Origin of the sequence: Haloplanus natans DSM 17983, assembly GCF_000427685.1 — an archaeon.
In the GTDB taxonomy this organism is placed as follows: Archaea; Halobacteriota; Halobacteria; order Halobacteriales; family Haloferacaceae; genus Haloplanus; species Haloplanus natans.
This window is the reverse complement of record NZ_KE386573.1, coordinates 1512409-1532156: the sequence shown is the minus strand read 5'-3', so window position 1 is coordinate 1532156 and position 19748 is coordinate 1512409. Positions and strand designations below refer to the sequence as shown.

23 protein-coding genes, 1 tRNA gene and 1 pseudogene are annotated in these 19748 nt (G+C 65.9%); 15 read left to right on the top strand and 10 right to left on the bottom strand.

What is annotated here, in order from left to right; all coding sequences use genetic code 11:
- Positions 1-26: 26 nt before the first annotated feature.
- Positions 27-335 (top strand): annotated as a pseudogene (locus HALNA_RS21660) (RtcB family protein); the annotation flags it as partial.
- Positions 315-2963, top strand: coding sequence for an RtcB family protein (locus HALNA_RS10015; RefSeq protein WP_394324596.1), 2649 nt, complete (start codon positions 315-317; stop codon positions 2961-2963). The pseudogene HALNA_RS21660 and the gene HALNA_RS10015, both read left to right, overlap by 21 nt.
- Here HALNA_RS10015 and HALNA_RS10010 read toward each other — a convergent pair whose 3' ends face one another.
- From HALNA_RS10010 to HALNA_RS10005, 3 genes are all read right to left on the bottom strand, one after another.
- A complete protein-coding gene (locus tag HALNA_RS10010) occupies positions 2964-3263 on the bottom strand; it encodes a hypothetical protein (protein WP_049936242.1) in 300 nt (99 codons plus the stop codon). It abuts the gene before it with no gap.
- Between the two features lie 38 nt (positions 3264-3301).
- Positions 3302-3436 (bottom strand): hypothetical protein, encoded by a 135-nt coding sequence (locus HALNA_RS21380; RefSeq protein ID WP_281172107.1) that lies wholly within the window; start codon positions 3434-3436, stop codon positions 3302-3304.
- A 77-nt stretch (positions 3437-3513) separates the two neighbouring features.
- Positions 3514-3738 (bottom strand): YgaP-like transmembrane domain, encoded by a 225-nt coding sequence (locus tag HALNA_RS10005; protein ID WP_049936241.1) that lies wholly within the window; start codon positions 3736-3738, stop codon positions 3514-3516.
- A gap of 110 nt (positions 3739-3848) precedes the next feature.
- On the opposite strand from HALNA_RS10005, the gene HALNA_RS10000 reads away from it, so the two are divergent.
- The 4 genes from HALNA_RS10000 (at position 3849) to HALNA_RS09985 (ending at position 6776) form a co-directional block, all read left to right on the top strand.
- Entirely contained in the window at positions 3849-4082 is a 234-nt protein-coding gene (locus HALNA_RS10000; RefSeq protein WP_049936240.1) for an LSM domain-containing protein, read from the top strand.
- Positions 4079-4252 (top strand): 50S ribosomal protein L37e, encoded by a 174-nt coding sequence (locus HALNA_RS09995; protein ID WP_049936239.1) that lies wholly within the window; start codon positions 4079-4081, stop codon positions 4250-4252. Before HALNA_RS10000 ends, HALNA_RS09995 begins: the two co-directional genes overlap by 4 nt.
- Before the next feature lie 207 nt (positions 4253-4459).
- Positions 4460-5938, top strand: coding sequence for an amidophosphoribosyltransferase (gene purF / locus HALNA_RS09990; protein ID WP_049936238.1), 1479 nt, complete (start codon positions 4460-4462; stop codon positions 5936-5938).
- A gap of 85 nt (positions 5939-6023) precedes the next feature.
- Positions 6024-6776 (top strand): halocyanin domain-containing protein, encoded by a 753-nt coding sequence (locus HALNA_RS09985; protein WP_049936237.1) that lies wholly within the window; start codon positions 6024-6026, stop codon positions 6774-6776.
- Here HALNA_RS09985 and HALNA_RS09980 read toward each other — a convergent pair.
- The 3 genes from HALNA_RS09980 to HALNA_RS09970 all read right to left on the bottom strand — a co-directional run bounded on the left by HALNA_RS09980 (position 6773) and on the right by HALNA_RS09970 (position 9236).
- Positions 6773-7420 carry a helix-turn-helix domain-containing protein gene (locus HALNA_RS09980; RefSeq protein WP_049936236.1) on the bottom strand — a complete coding sequence of 216 codons (648 nt, stop codon included), beginning with the start codon at positions 7418-7420 and terminating at the stop codon, positions 6773-6775. The genes HALNA_RS09985 and HALNA_RS09980 overlap by 4 nt on opposite strands.
- Positions 7421-7474: 54 nt before the next feature.
- Complete coding sequence (gene nirK, locus HALNA_RS09975; protein ID WP_049936235.1) at positions 7475-8590, bottom strand: copper-containing nitrite reductase; 1116 nt, start codon at positions 8588-8590, stop codon at positions 7475-7477.
- A gap of 241 nt (positions 8591-8831) precedes the next feature.
- The gene (locus HALNA_RS09970; RefSeq protein WP_049936234.1) at positions 8832-9236 is read right to left on the bottom strand and encodes a ubiquitin family protein; all 405 of its coding nucleotides are present in this window, start codon (positions 9234-9236) and stop codon (positions 8832-8834) included.
- A gap of 124 nt (positions 9237-9360) precedes the next feature.
- Between HALNA_RS09970 and HALNA_RS09965 the strand changes: the two genes are divergently transcribed.
- Together HALNA_RS09965 and HALNA_RS09960 are read left to right on the top strand one after the other, a co-directional pair.
- Positions 9361-9738, top strand: coding sequence for a winged helix-turn-helix domain-containing protein (locus HALNA_RS09965; RefSeq protein WP_049936233.1), 378 nt, complete (start codon positions 9361-9363; stop codon positions 9736-9738).
- Positions 9735-10010 carry a DUF7521 family protein gene (locus tag HALNA_RS09960; protein ID WP_049936232.1) on the top strand — a complete coding sequence of 92 codons (276 nt, stop codon included), beginning with the start codon at positions 9735-9737 and terminating at the stop codon, positions 10008-10010. Before HALNA_RS09965 ends, HALNA_RS09960 begins: the two co-directional genes overlap by 4 nt.
- Here the strand turns inward: HALNA_RS09960 and HALNA_RS09955 are convergent.
- A complete protein-coding gene (locus tag HALNA_RS09955; RefSeq protein ID WP_049936231.1) occupies positions 10007-10567 on the bottom strand; it encodes a DUF420 domain-containing protein in 561 nt (186 codons plus the stop codon). The two genes, HALNA_RS09960 and HALNA_RS09955, sit on opposite strands and share 4 nt — an antisense overlap.
- A 184-nt stretch (positions 10568-10751) precedes the next feature.
- On the opposite strand from HALNA_RS09955, the gene HALNA_RS09950 reads away from it, so the two are divergent.
- The 6 genes from HALNA_RS09950 (at position 10752) to artA (ending at position 15457) form a co-directional block, all read left to right on the top strand.
- Positions 10752-10836: transfer RNA gene (locus HALNA_RS09950), tRNA-Leu, on the top strand.
- A 252-nt stretch (positions 10837-11088) separates the two neighbouring features.
- Entirely contained in the window at positions 11089-11415 is a 327-nt protein-coding gene (locus HALNA_RS09945) for a DUF7471 family protein (RefSeq protein ID WP_049936230.1), read from the top strand.
- The gene (locus HALNA_RS09940) at positions 11412-11924 is read left to right on the top strand and encodes a winged helix-turn-helix transcriptional regulator (protein WP_049936229.1); all 513 of its coding nucleotides are present in this window, start codon (positions 11412-11414) and stop codon (positions 11922-11924) included. The genes HALNA_RS09945 and HALNA_RS09940 overlap by 4 nt, the downstream gene beginning before the upstream one ends.
- Before the next feature lie 56 nt (positions 11925-11980).
- A complete protein-coding gene (locus tag HALNA_RS09935) occupies positions 11981-13276 on the top strand; it encodes a DUF7405 family protein (protein WP_049936228.1) in 1296 nt (431 codons plus the stop codon).
- Between the two features lie 54 nt (positions 13277-13330).
- Entirely contained in the window at positions 13331-14422 is a 1092-nt protein-coding gene (locus HALNA_RS09930) for an iron transporter (RefSeq protein WP_049936227.1), read from the top strand.
- Between the two features lie 90 nt (positions 14423-14512).
- Entirely contained in the window at positions 14513-15457 is a 945-nt protein-coding gene (gene artA, locus HALNA_RS09925; protein ID WP_049936226.1) for an archaeosortase A, read from the top strand.
- A gap of 467 nt (positions 15458-15924) precedes the next feature.
- Here the strand turns inward: artA and dph5 are convergent, their stop codons facing one another.
- Together dph5 and HALNA_RS20585 are read right to left on the bottom strand one after the other, a co-directional pair.
- Entirely contained in the window at positions 15925-16719 is a 795-nt protein-coding gene (gene dph5 / locus HALNA_RS09920) for a diphthine synthase (protein ID WP_049936225.1), read from the bottom strand.
- Between the two features lie 27 nt (positions 16720-16746).
- Positions 16747-16902 carry a DUF7563 family protein gene (locus HALNA_RS20585; RefSeq protein ID WP_169719035.1) on the bottom strand — a complete coding sequence of 52 codons (156 nt, stop codon included), beginning with the start codon at positions 16900-16902 and terminating at the stop codon, positions 16747-16749.
- A gap of 89 nt (positions 16903-16991) precedes the next feature.
- Here HALNA_RS20585 and HALNA_RS09915 point away from each other — a divergent pair, with 89 nt between their 5' ends.
- Entirely contained in the window at positions 16992-17429 is a 438-nt protein-coding gene (locus tag HALNA_RS09915; protein WP_049936224.1) for a universal stress protein, read from the top strand.
- A gap of 23 nt (positions 17430-17452) precedes the next feature.
- Here HALNA_RS09915 and HALNA_RS09910 read toward each other — a convergent pair whose 3' ends face one another.
- Positions 17453-19723 (bottom strand): NADP-dependent malic enzyme, encoded by a 2271-nt coding sequence (locus tag HALNA_RS09910; protein WP_049936223.1) that lies wholly within the window; start codon positions 19721-19723, stop codon positions 17453-17455.
- Positions 19724-19748 lie beyond the last annotated feature (25 nt).

Below are 19748 nucleotides of genomic sequence, written 5' to 3'. Positions count from 1 at the left end.
CCCGCGTCGGTCACGTCGGTTCGCGTATGACCACACGCGAGTTCGACGGCATCCAACTCGAACGGGTTCGGGAGTTCGTCTGGGAGATGCCACGCGAGGGTGACATGCGCGCTCCCGCGCGAGTGCTGGCGAGCGAGGCGCTGCTGGAGGAAATCGGCGGGGACAAGACGCTCCAGCAGTTGCGAAACGCGACGCATCTGCCGGGGATCACCGGCCACGCCATCTGTATGCCCGACGGCCATCAGGGCTACGGCTTCCCCGTCGGCGGCGTAGGGGCGACGGACGTGGAGGACGGCTGTATCTCGCCCGGTTCTGTGGGTTACGACATCAACTGCTTGACCGGTGACACGGAGGTCCGACTCTCGTTCGGGCGTACGCTACCGCTCGAAACGCTCGAAGAACGATTCGAAACGGAGCGTGCTTCCGTCGCGACGGGTGACGAGGTGGCCGCGTCCGACATCCGGCTGTTCACCGAATCCGGTCCAAAGCCCGTGTTCGAACTCGAAACGGCGACCGGAAGGCGGATCGAAGCGACCGCCGATCACGAGTTCGAGACGCCGGAAGGGATGGTCACAGTCGAGGACTTGGGGCCGGGCGACTCGGTGTACGTCCAGCCGTTCGAAGGACTCGAACACGAAGACCCGAACGAGTTCACCGTCCTCTCCGAGAACGACTTCGTGGATGACAACCCGCAGATTCGGCAAGTCTTGAAAGACAGAGGGCTCCTTCCGCTTCGGTCGACCGACGAGACGTTCAACCATCTGTTGAAAGTCGTCGGATTCCTGCTCGGGGATGGGTCGTACGGCGATCCGGGACAGACGTGGTTCTACGGCGAACCGGAGGAACTGGCGGAAATTCGGGAAGATATCCGTGCAATCGGATTCACCCCGTCGAAAATCTACGAACGCGACCGAGATCACGATATCGACGGGAAGACGTTCGAGCGGACCGAATACAGCTTCAAGACAACCTCGAAGGCGTTGCGCCGCGTGTTCGTGGAACTCGGTGTCCTCGAAGGCCCGAAAGTCGAGTCAGAATTCACGACACCCGACTACCTCCACCGCCTAACCGACTGGCAGCGGGCGCTCTTTTATTCGGCATATTTCGGTGCCGAGATGAACACGCCAGCGGCACAACACGATAAGAATCTCTACTGCCCGAAAGTTTCCCAGACCAGAACGGTCGGCACGAGGTCGGCAGGCCGAGCGTTCATGGAAGATATGGCAGCGTTCCTTGACGACATTGGCATCGAGACGAACGAAATCGAGGCATTCGAGACGGATTCGAACAGCACGTCATCGACGATTCGTTTCCGACTGGGGATCAAAAACGACACCGAGAACCTCCTGAACTTCTTCACCCGCGTCGGGTACCGATACCACCCCGGAAAACAGCGGAAGGCGATGCAAGCAGTCCAGTATCTCCGAACCAAGGAGCGAGAGATCACTCGACGTGAACGGATTGCCGACGAAGCCGAAGCACTGGCCGATGGCGGAAGTACGGTCTCCACAATCAAGCAACGATTCGACATCAACGGCCGATTCATCGAGCGAAGCATTTGGACCGGGCGGACCGGGCGCCCGCGGCCGGGCGACGATTTCCCGGGATTCGAGGAGTTCTGCGAAACCGTCGAAGTGAGGGCTGACGGTGCCATAGAGGTCCAAATCGAGGCGATCCGGGAAGTCGGCGAAAAACCCGTCTACGACATCGGTGTGACCCACGACGCACACACATTTCTCGCGAACGGATTCGTCGTGTCGAACTGCGGCGTGAGAATGATGAAAACAAGTCTCACCTACGACGACGTGCAGGGTCGCGAGGAGGAACTCGTCGAGGCCCTGTTCGCGAACGTCCCCTCGGGGCTCGGCGGGGGCGGCATCGTCGAGGGCGATATGGACACCGTAGAGGCGGTCCTCTCCCGCGGCGTCGACTGGGCACTCGAAGCGGGGTGGGCCGTCGCGGACGACCTGACCCACTGCGAGGACGAGGGCTACCGGCCGGACGCCGACCCGAGCGCCGTCTCCCAGAAGGCAAAAGACCGCGGCAAGAACCAGTTGGGGAGTCTCGGAAGCGGCAACCACTTCCTCGAAGTCCAGCGCGTGACCGACATCTACCGCGACGACGTGGCCGACGCCTACGGCCTCGAACCCGACCAGGTCGTCGTCCTCATCCACTGCGGGAGCCGGGGGCTGGGCCACCAAACCTGCACCGACTACCTGCGAAAAATCGAGAAGCGACACGGCGACCTGTTGGACCAACTGCCGGACAAGGAACTCGCAGCCGCCCCCGCGGGCTCCGAGTTGGCCACGGAGTACTACGGCGCGATGTGTGCCTGCATCAACTTCGCGTGGGTGAACCGCCAGTTGATCATGCACCGGGTCCGGCAGGTGTTCGAACGCGTCTTCGACCGCTCGTGGGAGTCGATGGATATGCACCTGCTGTACGACGTGGCCCACAACATCGCGAAAAAAGAGACGCATACGGTGGGGGTCGACCCGCAGGGGCGACCGGTGGGAGGCGGCGAAACCGCCGACCGCGAGGAGCGCGAACTGTACGTCCACCGCAAGGGGGCGACGCGGGCGTTCCCGGCCGGCCATCCCGAAGTCCCCGCCGCGTACCGGGACGTTGGCCAACCCATCATCATCCCCGGGAGCATGGGTGCGGGGAGCTACGTCCTCCGGGGCGGCGAGGCGTCGATGGACCTCACGTTCGGCTCGACGGCCCACGGCGCCGGACGGCTGATGAGCCGAACGCAGGCCAAACGGGAGTACTGGGGCGAGACGGTACAGGACGAACTCCGGGAGCAAAACCAGGTGTACGTCAAAGCCCAGAGCGGCGCAACGGTGGCCGAGGAGGCGCCCGGCGTCTACAAGGATGTCGACGAGGTGGTGCGCGTCTCGGACGCCCTCGGCATCGGCGACAAGGTGGCCCGGACGTATCCGGTCTGTAACATCAAAGGGTAGCTACCGACCGATCGTGACGTACTCGCTCTCCGGGACGGGTTCGACCTCCTCGCCGTTCTCGAACCGGACGTAGCTCAGGTAGAAGGGCTCGCCACAGCCGGTCTCGTCGTCTCGGAGGGTGCCGTCCTCGCCACAGACGAAGCGGACGCCGTCGGCCGACTCCACGTCCTCGTCGGCGTCGACGTACGTCCACCCTTCGAGCGGGTAGGGCGTCACCGAGCGGTCGGCGAGGTAGCCCTCGCGTTCGAGTTCGACGACGGCCTCACACCGCGGGCAGTAGTAGGTGACGGGGTAGCTCATACCCGGAGTAAGGCCGAGACGGACTTATACTCCGCGTCTCACCACACGTCGGTGCCGACGTCAACGCCGTACTCCGCGGCGATGTCGCGGGCGCGGTCAAGGGTGTCGCTAGCGCGTGCCTCGGCCGCTTCCTCGAAGTCATCCGAGCGCGAGGACCATCGCGGCCCCATCATTGGCGACGGCCCGTCATCGGCGAGGTGCCACCTCACCGGGCAGAGTTTTGTTTTGGAATTACATCGCTATCCGGTCGTCAGTCGGCCACCGGGTCCTCCGCCGCCGTCCCGTCCTCATCCGAACAACCGGGGAGGAAATACTCCGCCGGACAGGAGTCGGTGAAACTGCTCTGGAGGAGATTGACGCCGGCGAACGCCGAAATGGCGAGGAACCACTGGTTGACCAGCACCCCGAGCACCAGACCGATCAACACGACCGTTCCGCCGAGCCGCCGAACCTGGAAGTGACACGTGTCGGGCATTGTATGTTGTAAAGAGTGTGCAATATACAAAAGACTGTCGACGAAAGGGCCGACGGCCCCGGACGGCGTGTCCGGTACGTTTATTATTCCTACCCGTAGCCTTTGTTGGCATGGGCGGACGACCCCTCGACGTGCTGGAGGCCTCGTTGGACGAGGACGTGACGGTACATCTCAAGGACGGCCGGGCGTTTCACGGCCTCCTCGCGGGCTACGACCAGCATATGAACGTCGTGCTCGAACCGATCGAGGAAGTCAGCGAGGGCATCCTCGCCGAACCCGAGATCGAGTCGGTCGACAACACAACGATTATACGCGGCGACAACGTCGTGACGATAAGTACATGACGGGAGCCGGAACGCCGAGTCAGGGAAAGAAGAACAAGACGACCCACGTCAAATGTCGACGCTGCGGTGAGAAATCCTACCACGTCCGCAAGAAAGTCTGCTCGTCGTGCGGCTTCGGCAAGTCCGCCAAGCGCCGGGACTACGAGTGGCAGAGCAAGGCCGGCGAATAACGCGTCACCTCTCCGTTGGACTCCTCGTTTACTGCGGTTTCGTACGGCCGCTGTGACCGTCCACCGGTCGGTCGCCACTGCGGGTCGACGGAATCGCCGATATCGACCGCCGACGGGGCGTCTCACCCGCCAAGACGCGGGAATGCCGAACCGCCGGACGAACCGCAATAGCGTGCCTTTTTACCCCACGGCACAGTAGCAACGCTCATGGCACACGGGCGGGATCACCGTACCCCGAACGGGATGACCGAGAAGTGTGGCGTCGTGGGGGTTTCGCTGTCCGACCGCGACGCCGCGCGCCCCCTGTATTACTCCCTGTACGCGCTCCAGCACCGGGGACAGGAGTCGGCAGGTATCGTAACACACGACGGATTCCAGCAACACAGCCACGTCGAGATGGGCCTGGTCGGCGACGCGTTCGACGCCGACGCACTGGACCAGTTGAACGGCCAGACGGGTATCGGGCACGTCCGATACCCCACTTCCGGGGGCGTCAACGCCTCCTGCGCCCAGCCGTTTTCCGTCTCGTTCAAGTCCGGGTCGCTCGGCCTCGCACACAACGGCAACCTCGTCAACGCCGCGGAGATTCGCTCGGAACTGGAGGGGCTCGGTCACGCCTTCACTTCCAACGGCGACACCGAAGTGATCGCCCACGACCTCGCGCGCAACCTCCTGGAAGAGGACCTCGTGCGCGCGGTCAAACGAACGATGAGCCGCATTCACGGCTCCTACGCGCTGACGATCATGCACGACGAGGCCGTCCTCGGGGTGCGTGATCCGGAGGGGAATCGGCCGCTCTGTATCGGGAAACTCGACGACGGCTACGTGCTGGCCTCGGAGTCGGCGGCCATCGACACGCTCGACGGCGACCTCGTCCGCGACGTAGCGCCGGGAGAACTGGTCGTCCTCGAACCCGACGGAAGCGGCTTCGACTCCTATCAACTCGTGGAGCGCGACGCGACGGCCCACTGCTTTTTCGAACACGTCTACTTCGCCCGCCCGGACTCGGTCATCGACGACGAACTCGTCTACGACGCCCGCCGCGAACTCGGGGGCAAACTCTGGGCCGAGAGCGGCATCGATACGGACGTGGTGATGCCCGTCCCCGACTCCGGGCGCTCCTTTGCCTCCGGCTACGCCGAGGCCGCCAACGCCGACGGCGCCGACGTGGAGTTCGCCGAAGGGCTGATGAAAAATCGGTACGTCGGCCGGACGTTCATCATGCCGACACAGGACGAACGCGAACGCGCCGTCCGCCTGAAGCTCAACCCGATCAGAAGCACCGTCGAGGACAAGACGGTGACCATCATCGACGACAGCATCGTCCGCGGCACCACCTCGACACAGTTAGTCGATCTGATCCGCGATGCCGGCGCCGAGGAAGTGCACGTCCGCATCGGCGCGCCACCCATCGTCGCGCCGTGTTACATGGGCATCGACATGGCCAGCCGGGACGAACTCATCGCCGCCGACAAGAGCATCGAGGATATCCGGGAAGTCATCGGCGCCGACAGCCTCTCTTATCTCTCCATCGACGCCATCGCGAACGTACTCGGGCGAACGAAAGGCGACCTCTGTCTCGGCTGTGTCACCGGCGAGTACCCCTACGACATCGAGGGGGAGTCGACCGACCGTGACGTGTCCCGGCCCGTCGTCGGGAGCGAATCGGCGCCAGCGGACGACTAACCGTCGGCCGGATGACCGATAAAGCGGCAAGTGGACGCGAAACCGGCAATATTTTTGAGGGGGTCGTGTGTACGGCCAAGCGACAATGAGCGAGGAACGCGACGCTCGGCTGGGACGGCGACGGCTGCTACGGGCCGGTGCCGGTGCCGTCGGGGCTGGACTCGTGGGTACGGGGGCGGCCGGAACGGCGGTGGCACAGTCCGGGCCGTTCGGTGGCTGGATGAGTGACGTGAGCAACTACGACGGCGTCCACGACCACACGGGGTCGGGCGAAGTGACCGTCGAAGTCGGTGTCGAGGCCAATCAGGGCGCGTTCGGCTTCGGCCCGGCGGCCATCCAGGTCGATCCCGGAACGACCGTCGTCTGGGAGTGGACGGGCGAGGGCGGCGTCCACAACGTCGCGGCCGACTCCGGTAACTTCTCCAGCGAACTGAAGCAGGAAGCGGGCTTCACGTTCGAACACACGTTCGAGTCCAGTGGCGCCGTCAAGTACTTCTGCCAACCCCACAAGGCGCTCGGGATGAAAGGCGTCGTCGTCGTCGGCGACGCCGTTCCCGACGGTGCCGAAGTCGTCGCCGGGAGCGGTGGCGGTGGTGGCGGTGGCAGTGGGAGTGGTGGTGAAACCGGTAGCAGCGGCAGCGGCGGGAGCGAGGGCGACGGCAGCAGCGGCGGCCTCAATCAGGGCGGTGTGACCATGTCGTTGGTGGTCGGTGGCTCCCTCGTCGCGGCATTTCTCTCCCCCATCGTCTTCGGTCTCGTGTTGTTACTCCGTGATAAGACCGGTGGGCCGCCGTCGGAGGCGGGCGCCGAACACGGCGAGCCGAGTCACGAGGACTAGCGCCGTTCGCTTCCCGCCGCACCGTCGGCGACGAACGCCCGGATGATCGCCCCCTCTGCACGGTGCAGGCGTTCACTCGCTGTCGATTTTGCGATCCCGAGCTGCTCGGCGAGTTCCGTCAGCGTACAGGCCCGGGGCGTGTCGTAGTACCCCTCCGCGACGGCCGTCTCGATCAGTCGTCGCTGACCGTCGCTCACCACCGACTCCGAGTCGATGGTGGTGCGGATGGAGCGGACGTCGAACTGGAGACCGAGCGCCCGGAACTGGTCGGTGAGCGACGACAGCCGCTCGCGCGGGGCGGTGAGTTCGATGTCGGCCACGCCGTCGACGATGGTGACCGGCGGTTCGAACGGCGCCCGCGAGTTCCGAATCGACATGAGCAACAGGGGATCGTCGGTCTCGAACTGCACGAGCGCCCGGTCGTCGCCACGGTAGAGGGTCTCGAACACCCGGACGCCGTCGGTCCCGTCGAGGCGAGCGAGCACGTCGTCCACGTCGGATGCGACGATTTCGACCAGGCCGACGCCGGTGTCCGCGTCGGGAAGCGCTGCCAGCACGCGAAAGGTTGCGTCCGGGTACCGCGTCGAGAGATCCGCGATCCAGATGTCCGCGGGGAGTGTGACCGCGAGTCGGGCCGTGGGCATGCCCGAACCCTCGGCGCCCACGAACATAACGGGCCGGGAACGCCGACCGACCGATCAGGCGTACTGCGGCCCCTCGTGACTCGTTCCGCCGGCGTCGGGGTCGAAGATTTCCTCGCGCTCCTCGCCGAGGACGTCGACTTCGGCGAGCATCCCCCGCCGCGCGACGCGGCTGAGCGCGTGGTCGACGAGTTTGATCCGCTCGGGGACCGGCGTGTCCATCTCGCCGATCATGCAGCTTCCCGGCGGCACCTTCACCGTCTGGATGTTCTTGTCGGCGTAGGCGTCGAAGTCCCCGTCCTCGGGAACGCCGCCGTCGCGGTAGGCCCGCTTCCAGACGTTGCCGATGGGGTGGAAGTTGCTGGAGTAGTTCGGGCCGCCGTCGACCATGAACACCCGGACGCGGTCGCCCTGCTGGACTTCGAGGGGACCGCGGTTGGCAGCCGCCCACGCGTACTTCTCCCCGTTCAGGAGGACGTACGTCGGGTTCTCGTTTTTCATCGATTCGATGTCGAAGCTGTGCTTACCCTCTTGACCGACTTCGCCGTCGGTGTACACCTCGTGTTGGCCGAAGTAGAGTTCGCGGTCCACCGCCGGCAACCCGCCTTTCGGCTCGACGAGGATCATGCCGAACATACCGGCACTGATGTGCATATCGAGGTTCGGCACGGCACAGTGGTAGATGAACGCGCCCGGATAGGTCGCCTGAAACGTCATGGCGTTTTGCTGCCCGGGCGCGGCAGTCGTCGCCACGGACCCGCCGCCGGTTCCGTAGACGGCGTGAAGGTCCACGTTGTGTGGGAGGGCGTTCCCCTCGGAGTTCTCGACGGTCAGATCGACCGTGTCGCCCTGCCGAACGCGGATCATCGGGCCGGGGACCTGACCGCCGAAGGTCATGAAGTCGAAGGTGACTCCGGGCTCGATTTCGGCGGTCACCTCCTCCATCGTGAGCGTCACCTCGTGGGTCGTCGGCTGACTCCGATCGATCGGATCGGGAATGTCGGTCGGATCGGCCGCCACCTGGTCGACCGTCGGCGTCGACGTTTGCTCGACCTGTCGCCGCTCCGTCGTCGTTTCAGAGGCCGTCGGGGCCTCCACGCTGCACCCTGCCACCGCCGCCGTCCCACCGATGCCGAGTGCCTGCATCACCCGGCGTCGGGTCGTATCGAACATTGGCTGTCACCTCTACCTGAATCGTCGGGAGCGAGCCGTATGAACCGCCCAGCCGATTCCTTGGCGGTGGTTTCGAGGGCGAACTGGTTCGAGTGACACGTAAAAAGCGAAACCGGACCGAAAGCCCACGGCCGACGGAGGGATCGATAGCACGCGGTCCGACCGGCGGGTCGTCTCGGACTGTTTCGAACGGCTCGCCACCCCGAGGAGACGAGGCTCGGTCGGCCAACAGCCGACAGTATCAGCAACAGAAAATGAAAGGATAGACGAAGCTCACGCGGTCGCCGTCATCGATTTTCGTGTCGAAGCCGTCGAGGACTTCGTTGAACTTCCCGTTGACCAACACCCGAGCGTAGGGTTTCGTCTGTTCGCCCTCGGGGTTCTTGTGCCAGGTGCCGGGCAGGTTCTCGGGGGGTTTGGCCCACCCGTCGGTCGTCGCCTCCGCCTCCGTCTCGGCGATCAGCATCTCCGCGAGATCCGGTCGCTCCTCGAAAAAAGCTTCAAGGAGATCACGCAGGGTGTCGCCCTCGAACGTGAACTCCTGGTGGGGCTGCTCCATCGCGTCCCGGACGTGTCCCGTCGCGCGCAGATGGACCGTCGTGGTCGTCCTGTCGGTCGTGGATTCGGATTCGGCTGTCGTGCTCATGACATCTTACGATAGGCCGGGATCATCCGAAAAGCTATGTGCGAACATGTTCGGTCCCCGACGAGCGTCCGGCCGCAGAACTCGCCAACGCGTAGTATAAGTGACTGCCTCGGTGAGGTGGCGTATGGTGCGCGATCCGTTGTCGGGCGACGATCCGCCCGACCTGCAGTCGGTTCTCGACGCGCTCGACGACCCCGACTGCCGGACCATTATCCAGCACCTCGACGAACCGATGACGGCGAGCGAGGTGTCGGAGGAGTGTGAGATTCCCATGTCTACGACCTACCGAAAACTGGACCTACTGACGGAGGCGTCGCTGCTCGCGGAGGGCACGGAGATCCGATCCGACGGTCACCACGCGACCCGGTATCGGGTCGACTTCGAGCAGGTCGAAATCGGACTGACCGAGGAGGGAAGCCTGGACGTGTCGGTCGGCCGTCCGGCCCGGAGCGCGGACGAACGACTCGCGTCGCTGTGGGGGGAGGTGCGCAAGGAGACATGAGTCACCTCGACATCGCTCTCGTCGCGGTTAAGACCGGGACGCTCTTTCTGGGGAGTCTCATCACCTTCCTTTCGTTCAAGGCACACCGACGGACCGGGGCGCGGTCGCTCCGGGCGCTCGCTATCGGCTTCGGACTGGTCACCGTCGGCGCTCTCCTCGCGGGCGTTGGCCACCAGTTCACGTCGCTATCGCTCGCGCAGTCGGTGGTTATCGAAAGCGCGCTCACCCTCGTCGGCTTCGGAGTCATCGTCTACTCCCTGTACGCCGACTAGTACACCACGTACAACAGCGCGTAGACCACATTTCCGAGGACGAAAGAGATCACCCAGAGGCTCGCCGCCACCCGCCCCACGCGGGCGTGGGCGGTGTCGACGAGCGCCGAGACGGGGCGGGTCGCCGCCAGCAACAACACGTAGTAGAGGAGGGGGAGACAGACGATAGCGAGGAGTATGTGGATGGCGAGAAGCGGGAGGTACACTTGCCGGTAGATCGCGTCGGGGCCGGGGAACTCGGCCGGCCCTTCGAGCGCCACCTTGTAGAGATAGAGGACGAGGAAGACGGCAAAGAGCGCGGCGGACGAGAGCATCATGACGCGGTGTTTGTCGAACTCGCGTCGGCGGGCGAAGACGACGCCGGCCAGGATGGTCACGACGGCGAGCGTGCTGATGACGGCGTTGACGTGGGGGATGGCCGACAGTACCGCGTCGGGCGCACGCGGGATGGCGCCACGCGGGACGGCGCCGAGGGCCGCGCCGAACACGAGCGCCAGCGACACGAGCGAGAGGACGGCCGTGAGTTCCGGGACACGGTTGCGTGTGTCGGGGAGCATACCTCACTCTCGGCGGGCGATCCACAAAACAACGGCGAGTCTAACCGACACCCGATCGGTGCCCACACCGTGTCATACGGTTCGTTATAATCCGTATCAGACCACGTGATCGACGGCGGGGAAAAGGAAAGCCATTTCAAATACCCCCGTCAACGAATGAGTGCGTACAAGAAAACCCCCGCGAGCGTGGGTAGCCAAGCCAGGCCAACGGCGCAGCGTTGAGGGCGCTGTCCTGTAGAGGTCCGCCGGTTCAAATCCGGTCCCACGCATCGCATCGGTGCGAACGAACGTGAGCGCCGGACGGTGCACGGCAGGGTTCGAATCAGGGAGAACGCACGAGCGTTCGACCGTGGTTCAAATCCGGTCCCACGCATCGCATCGGCGCGAACGAACGTGAGCGCCGGAAGATGCAGGTGATTCCCTTCCAGGACATCACCCACGCACAACTTCTCTCGACGCCAGGTGCCGAGTGACGGCCACGTCGCCGAAGCGTTCAGGTACGCTGCCCACGAACGCCGCGTATGATCGTTCCGCTACACGCCGTCGTCGGCGTGACATCGCTGGGCTTGCTCGCCGTCGTGAGCCTCGCCGCACTGGGGACGGCAGTGTTGCTCGGGCTCGCGTTCGCCGCCTTCGTCCGGCGGCGCTCGCGCCCGTACTTCCTGCTCGTCGCCGCCTTCGCAGCGCTGCTCGGACGCTCGGCCGTGGTGGGTGTCAGCGCGCTCGGGATGCTCTCCCCGACCAACCACCACTTCTTCGAACACGGCCTCGACGTGGTGCTCGTCGCCCTCGTCGTCGCCGCGGTGTACTACGCCCGGACCGTTCGACGGGAGGTGCCGGCGTCGTGACGGCCCAGCGCGAGCGCATCCACCGACACGTCTCGGAGCACCCGGGCATCCACTTCAACCAACTCGCCCGCGAACTCGACCTCGCGACCGGACAGCTCCAGTACCACCTCAAGAAACTCCGGCGTGCGGACGACGTGGTTTCCGAGTCGCTGTACGGTCGGACCCACTACTTCACGCCGGAGTACGACGACTGGGAACGCGGCGCCGTTGCAGTGTTGCGCCGCGAGACGGCCCGTGACGTGTTGCTCTACCTGGTCGAGGAGGGTCCGAGCGCGCCCACGCCCGTCGCTGACGACCTCGGCATCGCCCGAAGCACGCTGGAGTGGCATCTCGACCACCTGATCGAGCAGAACCTCGTCGAGAAACGGCGCGACGAGCGCCGCCGCGTGACCCTCGCGCTCGCCCGCCCGGACGACACCGCCGAACTGCTCCGGCTGGTCGAGCCGTCGGTTCCCGAGCGGCTGGTCGATCGCTTCACCCGCCTGGTCGATAGCCTCGTGACCGAGTGAGTGGTTCGAGAGCCGAACCACAACCCGCTTGACTTCGAGGGTCCAAGAGCCGGGAAATGCCGCTCGACGGCGACATCGACCGTTCGCGCCGTGCCGTACTGAAAGCCGCCGTCGCGCTCGGTGGGGCGAGCGCGCTGAGTGCCTGTCTCGACCGGACGAGCGACGAGCCGGTCCCGGCCGGCGACCCGAACGACAAACCCACCCGACAGCACGCCTGGCGCGAGTACGTCCGCCACGACGAGCACGGCAACTCGCAGTTGCCGAGTCACCAGATCCTGCTCTATCTCACCCTCGACGCCGACGGGCCACCGTCGGCTGACGACCGGGACGCCCTCGCCGCGACGCTCGACGCGCTGGACCGGGCGTACGCGTGGAGCCACGAGGGGCTACTTTACTCCATCGCCTACTCCCCGGCGTACTTCGACCGCTTCGAAGAGTCGCTCCCCGACGGGGTCGACCTCCCCGAGCCGCGGGCGCTCTCACCGTTCGAATCCCCGACTTTCGACCGTCAAGACGCAGTGCTCCATCTGGCAAGCGACCGTGCCGACGCCGTCCTCGAAGCCGACCGCGCGCTGCGCGGGGAACGGGCGGACGCCAACGGCGTCACGGTGCCGCCGCTGACCGACGCACTGACCGTCGACTCGCGGCGGACCGGCTTCGTCGGCGCGGGGTTACCGGCCCAGCACCAGGACGCGGCGGGCATCCCCGATTCGAAGCCCGTCCCGGAGGCGTCGCCGCTGTTTATGGGCTTTGCGGCCGGCTTCCGCGGGAACCAGGCCACCGAGGACTACGTCACCATCGACGACGGGCCCTTCGCCGGCGGGACGACGAAAGTCATCGCCAACCTCCGGCAGCGACTCGCCGACTGGTACGACGAGCAGTCCCACGAGGAGCGCGTGATGGAGATGTTCAGCCCCGGCCACGCCGCGGAGGGGTTGGTCAAGGGTGTCGGCGACAACCTCGGCTCCGAGAGCGGGATCGATCAGTTCGTCGACGACATCGAGGCCGATGCCCGGGAGTACGGTCGGGTAGGCCACGCCCAGAAGGCCGCGCGAGCGAACCGGGACGCCGACGGCAACGTCCGCCTGTTGCGCCGTCACTTCGAGTCGACCGACGACATCGGGTCGGATCAGAAGGTGGCGAGTCTCCACTTCCCCTCCCTCCAGCGGCACATCTCGGAGTTCGAGGCGGTCCGCCGAGCGATGAACGGGACGGACCTGACTGCGGTGACGCCTGCGGTTCGACAGCGGGTCAACAACGGGATTCTGGAGTACATCTTCGTGCGCCGGCGGGGGAACTTCCTCGTCCCGCCGCGGCGCCATCGGGTCCTCCCGACTCCCCGTCCCGGGTAGCCCGTTCGACGACCGGACCAGAATCGGTTTTGACCGCGAGCCCCGAGCCGGGGTATGAAGCGCCGTGCACTGCTTCGGACGGGCGCCCTCGCAGGGTCGCTCTCGCTCGCCGGCTGTTCCAGCCTGATCGAGACGCGGGCGGCCGGTGTCCCACCGGTTCCCGAGAACCGCCCGGACGGGATCTACCACCCGAGCCACGTCGAGGGGATGTCGATGATCGGGACGGGCACGGGTGGCGACTACGCCGTCGGGCTGATGTACAGCTACCCCCACCGATTCTGGAACGTCAACGGCGACTCCGTCTCGCTGACGAAAATAGAGAGCGACGACGCCGTCCACCTGATGGCGAGCGTCTGGGACCCCGAGACGATGACGGTCATCCCCGACACCGGGCTCTCGCTCGAAGTGTACCGCGACGGCTCGCTCGTCTCCCAGGAGGCTATCTACCCCATGCTCTCCCAGCCGATGGGCTTTCATTACGGCGCGAACTTCGGCCTCGACGGCGACGGCACCTACGACGTCCGGCTGAGCGTCGGCGCGGTGTCGACCCGACGGACCGGCGCGTTCGCCGGGCGCTTCGCCGAGCCCGCGACCGTCGAAATCCCGTTCGAGTACAGCGAGGCGGCGAAAAACGAACTGTCGTTCGAGCAGTTCGACGAGGCGGTGGCGACGCCGGGCGCCGTCGAACCGATGCCGATGGAGGTGCTGCCCGACTCCTTCGCCCCGCTGGAGTCCAACCTCCCGGGGACCGTGCTGGGGTCGGGGACGAGCAACGGCGCCCGCCTCGTCGTGACCGCGCTGGAGTCGCCGCCGGCGGGGATCGAAGGCGAGGGATCGGGGACACTGCAGGGCACCTACCTTGCCGTCTCGGCGCGCACCCAGTACAACCGGATGGTGATTCCGGCCATGGCGCTGTCGGGCACGCTCACGCGCGACGGCGAGACGGTGTACGAGGGCGCCTTCGACCGGACGCTCGATCCGGGGCTCGGCTACCACTACGGCGCGGTCGTCGACGGCGTCGAGTCGGGCGACGGACTCACCCTCTCGGTCGACGTACAGCCCCAAACCGCGCGTCACGAGGGATACGAGACGGCTTTCGGGGGCCTCATGGGTGGCATGTCCGACGTGTCGATCAGCGTGCGCTGATACCGTCGGCCGTCCCGCTTCGAGCTACTGACTCACGGCCGACAGTACGAACGACAAGGAATTTATCGGTCGGGACCGTTGTGTCGGTCAATGGCTGGCCCTCTCACCGACGCCCTGGCATGGGCCGTCGTCGCGCTCTTTCTCGTCGGCACGCTCCTCCGGTGGCGAGAGAGCGAGTACGCACGCACGGTGATGATATCGGCGTGGGGCGTCTTCGCGGCCTTCTGGGCCGCCCTCGTCCCCCACTTCGCGTTCGTCCAGAAGAGCTTCGTCGAGGGGTTTCTCTCGCTCGCGGCCGTCCCTGCCTCGCTGTACGTCGGCTACCTGCTCTATCGGGGCCGTGACTCGTTGTTCGTCCTCTCGCGGGCCATCGCGGTCATGGGCGTCGTCTACCTCCCCTTCGAGACGATTCCGGCGCTCACGGTCGGCGGCCTCTCGCTGCCCTCGCCCCGTCACGTCCTCATCTCACACACCACGGCCCAGACCGAGTGGGCGATGGAACTGCTCGGCTACACCCCGACGCTCGTCGAGGGCGACCAGGGCTATCTCAACACGTTCAAATTCGTCACCGACGGCGGGCACATCATCCTCTTTTCGATCATCCTCGCCTGTACGGGGCTGGGGAGCATCGCCATCTTCGTCGGCCTGATCGCCGCCGTCGAGGCGCCCCTGGGGCGGAAGCTCCGTGCTCTCGCCATCGCCGTTCCGGTCATCTACGTCCTCAACATCGCCCGGACGACGTTCATCGGGCTGATGTTCGGCAAGCAGTATATGCAGTGGTTCGTCGACGAGGTGCTCTTTCTGTTCGGCGGCACCGACCCCTACAAGGTCTCCTTTTACCTCTCGGATCGGGTGATCAGTCAGGTACTGGCCGTCGTCGCCCTCGTCGGCGTCACCTACCTCGTAGTCCGGGAACTCCCCGAACTCCTCACCATCGTCGAAGACGTGCTCTACATCGTCACACGCGAGGAGTACGACCTCCGCGAGGCGCTGGATCTGCCCGACCGGAGTGAGATCGGCCCCGGAGCCGACTGACGGGTCGGGGCGTCGGCGTGGCAGTACTGGACGGGAGACGGCCACAATGCTTTCGTGGGCAGGGTGCGTGTTCCTGATCTGGCATGTCGCATCGGCGGGCGTCACCCAACCGCAGTGCCTGCCGACCCCGGCCGTCCCCTCGTGATCGATATTTGCTGGGTTGTATTTAAATTTTTATGCCATTTTCCGGATCGTTTTCTGCACTATCGTCTCGTTCTTGACCATATTAATTTGACTATGTTGAACTATCCCGCTATTTCTGAGATGAATGCACACACCGGAGTTCGGCCGTAGTTCGTCGCCCGTCGGGACGGGTAGGCCGAGCGTCGCCGGCCGATCATCGTTAGCGTCAACTGCCCGCCGCACCTACTGACCGTATGGACGGCGCCGATCGGTTCATGCTCTGGGGAGTACTGATCCTCCTTCTCGGCCTGCTGATCGGCATCGCCTTGGCGTTCGCACTCTGATCACGACTCCGGCAGTAGGTCGGCCGGCGCCCCGCCGAGCGTCCGGAGTGCATCCGCCTCGACGTGGTGGAGGTCGCCCGGAAGAACCAGCAGGTGAAGCGGGTCGCCGAACTCGCGGGTCGCGAGCGCCGAGAGGCGGTCCGCGACGACGACGGGGTCGGGACTCCCCGCACGGGCAACGGCGACGGCGAGGCGGTCGGGCCACACCGTCGTCAGTAGATCGGCGGCCACGTCGGCGGTCATGTACGTCTCCCCGGCGTCGGTCCCGCGGCCGTCGTCGACCTTGATGTCGAGATAGACGAGGGTGTGGAGGCCACGCTCACGGTTTGTCTCGACGCTCTCGACGACGGACGCGGGCACTCCATCCCCGCCGTGAGCCCGCGGAAAGGGGAGGGTGACGGCCTTCCCGAAGCGGTAGTTCTGAAGCCCGGTGAGACCGCTCGCGGCCTGAGCGGCCGAGATGCCGTGGATCACCCGGGTGTCGACCCCGCGGTCGATGGCGCGCAGACGGAGGTCGACGTGAGTCGTCGAGATCATGGTGTCGCCGGCGGTGAGGAAGACGACATCTTCGCGCTCGGCGGCGTCGAGGATCGGTTCGGGGTGTTGCTCGACGCCCGCACGGTCACGGACGTCGATATCGATCCCGTGGTGGGATTCGAGCGCCGACACGTCCGTGCCGACGAGACGGCTGGTGTAGAATTCGGCGAACACCCGGTCGGCCGCCCGGAGGGCGTCACGCCCCTCGACCGTGATCGACCGCTCGTCGTAGAGTCCGAGGCCGACGAAAGTGAGCATACGGGCCGTGGGGCGCGGGGCAATAAATCAGGTGCGTCTCGCGCGTGCCTGTCGAACGTCCCCGCCGTCGCGGACGAGATCCTCACAGTTCGGACAGACGCGCGGTTCGGTCATGCCGGTCGGGGCGAACACTCGGACGTAGTCGTCGGTGACGAACGAGCCACAGTTCTGACAGCTCGGCATACGTTCACACCAGTGACGGGAACCGTGATGTACGTTACGGCCGTCTCGGGGCGTATCGTTTGAAGTGACTCGGGGGCCAACGGGCGCTCATGTACGACGCGATACTCGTCCCGACCGACGGGAGCGAGGGGGTCGACCGGACGCTCGAACACGCCGTCGAGATGGCGCGCAACCACGACGCGACGGTGCACGCGCTGTACGTGGTCGACCGGCGGTTTGAACTCGCGGCCGACGAGGACCGCGAGGACCTGATCGAGCAGTTGATCGATCGTGGTGAGGGGGCCGTCGCGGCCGTCGCCGAGACGGCCGAGGCGGCCGGCGTCGACGCCGTGACCAGCGTCCGCGAGGGCATCCCGTACAAGACGATTCTCGACTACGCCGAGGAGGCCAACATCGACGTGATCGCGATGGGGACACACGGTCGGACCGGCCGCGACCGCCTCGCTCACCTCGGGAGCGTCACGGATCGGGTCGTCGAGAACGCCACCGTCCCGGTGTTCGTGGTCAACATCGGCGGCGAGGAGTGAGACTGCCGGCGGTACGAGCGACGCTACGCCTCGTCGTCGCGTTCCTGGGCGTCGACGACGGCCACGCCCGCGAGGTTGACGATGTCGTTTACCTCGTCGCCACGCTGGAGGACGTGAACGGGTTTGTCCATGCCGACGAGCATCGGGCCGATGGCGTCGGCGCCGCCGAGCCGTTGCAGGAGTTTGTAGCCGATGTTGCCCGCCTCCAGATTCGGGAAGATCAACACGTTCGCCGGCTCCTCCAGATCGGCGAAGTCGTACGTCCCAGTCAGGATATCCTCGACGACGGCGGTGTCTGCCTGCATCTCCCCGTCGACCGGGAAATCGACCGCGGGGTCGTCGCGGAGCAACTCGGCGGCCCGGCGGGGTTTGCGCGTCCCCGGGTTGTCGACGCTCCCGAAGTTCGAATACGAGAGGAACGCGGCGCGGGGGTCGACGTTGAACCGGCGGGCTAACTCGCCCGTGTGCCGGCCGATTTCGGCCAACTCTGCCGCACCAGGGTCCTGATTCACCGTCGTGTCCGCGACGAAGAGCACCCGGTTGCGGAAGGCGAGCATGTAGACGCCGGCGGCGTAGTCGGCGTCCTCGGCGGTGCCGATGACCTGCAGGGGTGGGCGAAGCGCCGAGGGGTAGTGGTGGGTGAGGCCGGTGAGGAGGGCGTCGGCGTCGCCCATCTCGACCATCACGCTCCCGAAGTAGTCGGGGTGGGTGCGGACGAGGTCCTCGGCCTCGACGCGGGTGATCCCCTTGCGCCGGCGCGCCTCGTAGAGGTGGTCGGCGTAGGAATCGAGGCGGTCGGCTTCGGCGGGGTCGACGACGGCGGGGTCGAAATCGAGGCCGAGGTCGGTCACCCGAGCCTCGATGGTCTCGCGATCACCGAGCAGAACCGGACGGGCGATTCCCTCCTCGACCATCCGCGACGCGGCGCGGATGGTCGTCGCGTCCGTCCCCTCGGCGAGGGCGACGCGCTTGGGGTCCGTCTTCGCCTTGTTGAGGACGATCCGCATCATCTCGCGGTCCTTCCCCAGTCGTGCCTCCAGTTCCTCGACGTAAGCGTCGAGGTCACGGTCGAGGCGGGCAACGCCGCTCTCGACGGCCGCCTCGGCGACGGCGGGCGCCACCTCGAACAGCACCCGCGGGTCGAGCGCCTTGGGAATCAGATACTCCGGGCCGTACTGGAGGGGTTCGTCGCCGTAGGCTTTCGCCACCGCGTCGGGCACGTCCGTCCGGGCGAGGGCGGCGAGGGCGCGGGCCGCGGCGACTTTCATCTCCTCGTTGATCTCGGTGGCGCGCACGTCGAGGGCGCCCCGGAACATGAAGGGAAAACAGAGGACGTTGTTCACCTGGTTCGGGAAGTCCGACCGCCCGGTGGCGGCGATGACGGTGTCGTCGCGGGCCGCCCGGGCCTCGTGGTAGCCGATTTCGGGGGTCGGATTCGCCATCGCGAAGACGATGGGGTCCCGCGCCATCGACGCCACCATCTCCTGATCGACGAGGTCACCGACCGCGAGGCCGACGAAGGCGTCCGCTCCCTCGATGGCGTCGGTCAGGTCGCCGTCGGGGCAGTCCTGTGCGAACGCCGCCTTGTAATCGTTCACGTCGCCCGCGTCGGCGCGAGCGGTCGTGACGATGCCCTCGCTATCGACGAGCGTGACGTTCTCGCGGGGGACGCCCAGCGAGACGTAGAAGTCGGCGGTGGCGATGGCGCTCGCGCCGGCACCCGCGAAGGCCACCTCCAGATCGTCGAGGTCCTTCTCGACGATGTCGGCGGCGTTGAGCAGGGCCGCCCCGGAGACGATGGCGGTGCCGTGCTGGTCGTCGTGATAGACCGGAACGTCCATCCGCTCCCGCAGGCGCTCCTCGATTTCGAAACATTCGGGCGCCTTGATGTCCTCGACGTGGATGCCGCCGAAGGAGGGTTCGGTCAGCGAGACGGCCTCGACGATGGCGTCGGGGTCGTCGGTGTCGAGTTCGAAGTCGAAGACGTCGATGTCGGCGAAGCGCTTGAGCAGGACGCCTTTCCCCTCGATGACGGGTTTCGAGGCCTGTGCGCCGATGTCGCCGAGGCCGAGGACGGCCGAACCGTTCGACACCATGCCCACCAGATTCCCCTTCGAGGTGTAGGTGTAGGCGTCGCTCGGGTCGTCCGCGATGGCGCGACAGGGCGCGGCGACGCCGGGCGAGTAGGCCAGGCTCAGGTCGCGTTGCGTACTGGTCGGTTTCGTCGTCTCGATAGCGACTTTCCCCGGCGGATCGCGCCGGTGGTAGTCGAGTGCGTCTTCGTCGAGTCCCATACCCACGTCACGGCATGTCGTTTGA

What these genes read in the sequence shown, in the direction of transcription:
- nirK (WP_049936235.1), bottom strand. Translation starts at nt 8,590, where the DNA reads ATGTTCGATACGACCCGACGCCGGGTGATGCAGGCACTCGGCATCGGT.
- HALNA_RS10000 (WP_049936240.1), top strand. Translation starts at nt 3,849, where the DNA reads ATGGGCGGACGACCCCTCGACGTGCTGGAGGCCTCGTTGGACGAGGAC.
- HALNA_RS09995 (WP_049936239.1), top strand. Translation starts at nt 4,079, where the DNA reads ATGACGGGAGCCGGAACGCCGAGTCAGGGAAAGAAGAACAAGACGACC.
- HALNA_RS09985 (WP_049936237.1), top strand. Translation starts at nt 6,024, where the DNA reads ATGAGCGAGGAACGCGACGCTCGGCTGGGACGGCGACGGCTGCTACGG.
- HALNA_RS09955 (WP_049936231.1), bottom strand. Translation starts at nt 10,567, where the DNA reads ATGCTCCCCGACACACGCAACCGTGTCCCGGAACTCACGGCCGTCCTC.
- artA (WP_049936226.1), top strand. Translation starts at nt 14,513, where the DNA reads ATGGCTGGCCCTCTCACCGACGCCCTGGCATGGGCCGTCGTCGCGCTC.
- HALNA_RS21380 (WP_281172107.1), bottom strand. Translation starts at nt 3,436, where the DNA reads ATGATGGGGCCGCGATGGTCCTCGCGCTCGGATGACTTCGAGGAAGCG.
- HALNA_RS09910 (WP_049936223.1), bottom strand. Translation starts at nt 19,723, where the DNA reads ATGGGACTCGACGAAGACGCACTCGACTACCACCGGCGCGATCCGCCG.
- HALNA_RS09915 (WP_049936224.1), top strand. Translation starts at nt 16,992, where the DNA reads ATGTACGACGCGATACTCGTCCCGACCGACGGGAGCGAGGGGGTCGAC.
- HALNA_RS20585 (WP_169719035.1), bottom strand. Translation starts at nt 16,902, where the DNA reads ATGCCGAGCTGTCAGAACTGTGGCTCGTTCGTCACCGACGACTACGTC.
- HALNA_RS09930 (WP_049936227.1), top strand. Translation starts at nt 13,331, where the DNA reads ATGAAGCGCCGTGCACTGCTTCGGACGGGCGCCCTCGCAGGGTCGCTC.
- HALNA_RS09965 (WP_049936233.1), top strand. Translation starts at nt 9,361, where the DNA reads ATGGTGCGCGATCCGTTGTCGGGCGACGATCCGCCCGACCTGCAGTCG.
- HALNA_RS10010 (WP_049936242.1), bottom strand. Translation starts at nt 3,263, where the DNA reads ATGAGCTACCCCGTCACCTACTACTGCCCGCGGTGTGAGGCCGTCGTC.
- HALNA_RS09980 (WP_049936236.1), bottom strand. Translation starts at nt 7,420, where the DNA reads ATGCCCACGGCCCGACTCGCGGTCACACTCCCCGCGGACATCTGGATC.
- dph5 (WP_049936225.1), bottom strand. Translation starts at nt 16,719, where the DNA reads ATGCTCACTTTCGTCGGCCTCGGACTCTACGACGAGCGGTCGATCACG.
- HALNA_RS09970 (WP_049936234.1), bottom strand. Translation starts at nt 9,236, where the DNA reads ATGAGCACGACAGCCGAATCCGAATCCACGACCGACAGGACGACCACG.
- HALNA_RS09935 (WP_049936228.1), top strand. Translation starts at nt 11,981, where the DNA reads ATGCCGCTCGACGGCGACATCGACCGTTCGCGCCGTGCCGTACTGAAA.
- HALNA_RS09960 (WP_049936232.1), top strand. Translation starts at nt 9,735, where the DNA reads ATGAGTCACCTCGACATCGCTCTCGTCGCGGTTAAGACCGGGACGCTC.
- purF (WP_049936238.1), top strand. Translation starts at nt 4,460, where the DNA reads ATGGCACACGGGCGGGATCACCGTACCCCGAACGGGATGACCGAGAAG.
- HALNA_RS09945 (WP_049936230.1), top strand. Translation starts at nt 11,089, where the DNA reads ATGATCGTTCCGCTACACGCCGTCGTCGGCGTGACATCGCTGGGCTTG.
- HALNA_RS10005 (WP_049936241.1), bottom strand. Translation starts at nt 3,738, where the DNA reads ATGCCCGACACGTGTCACTTCCAGGTTCGGCGGCTCGGCGGAACGGTC.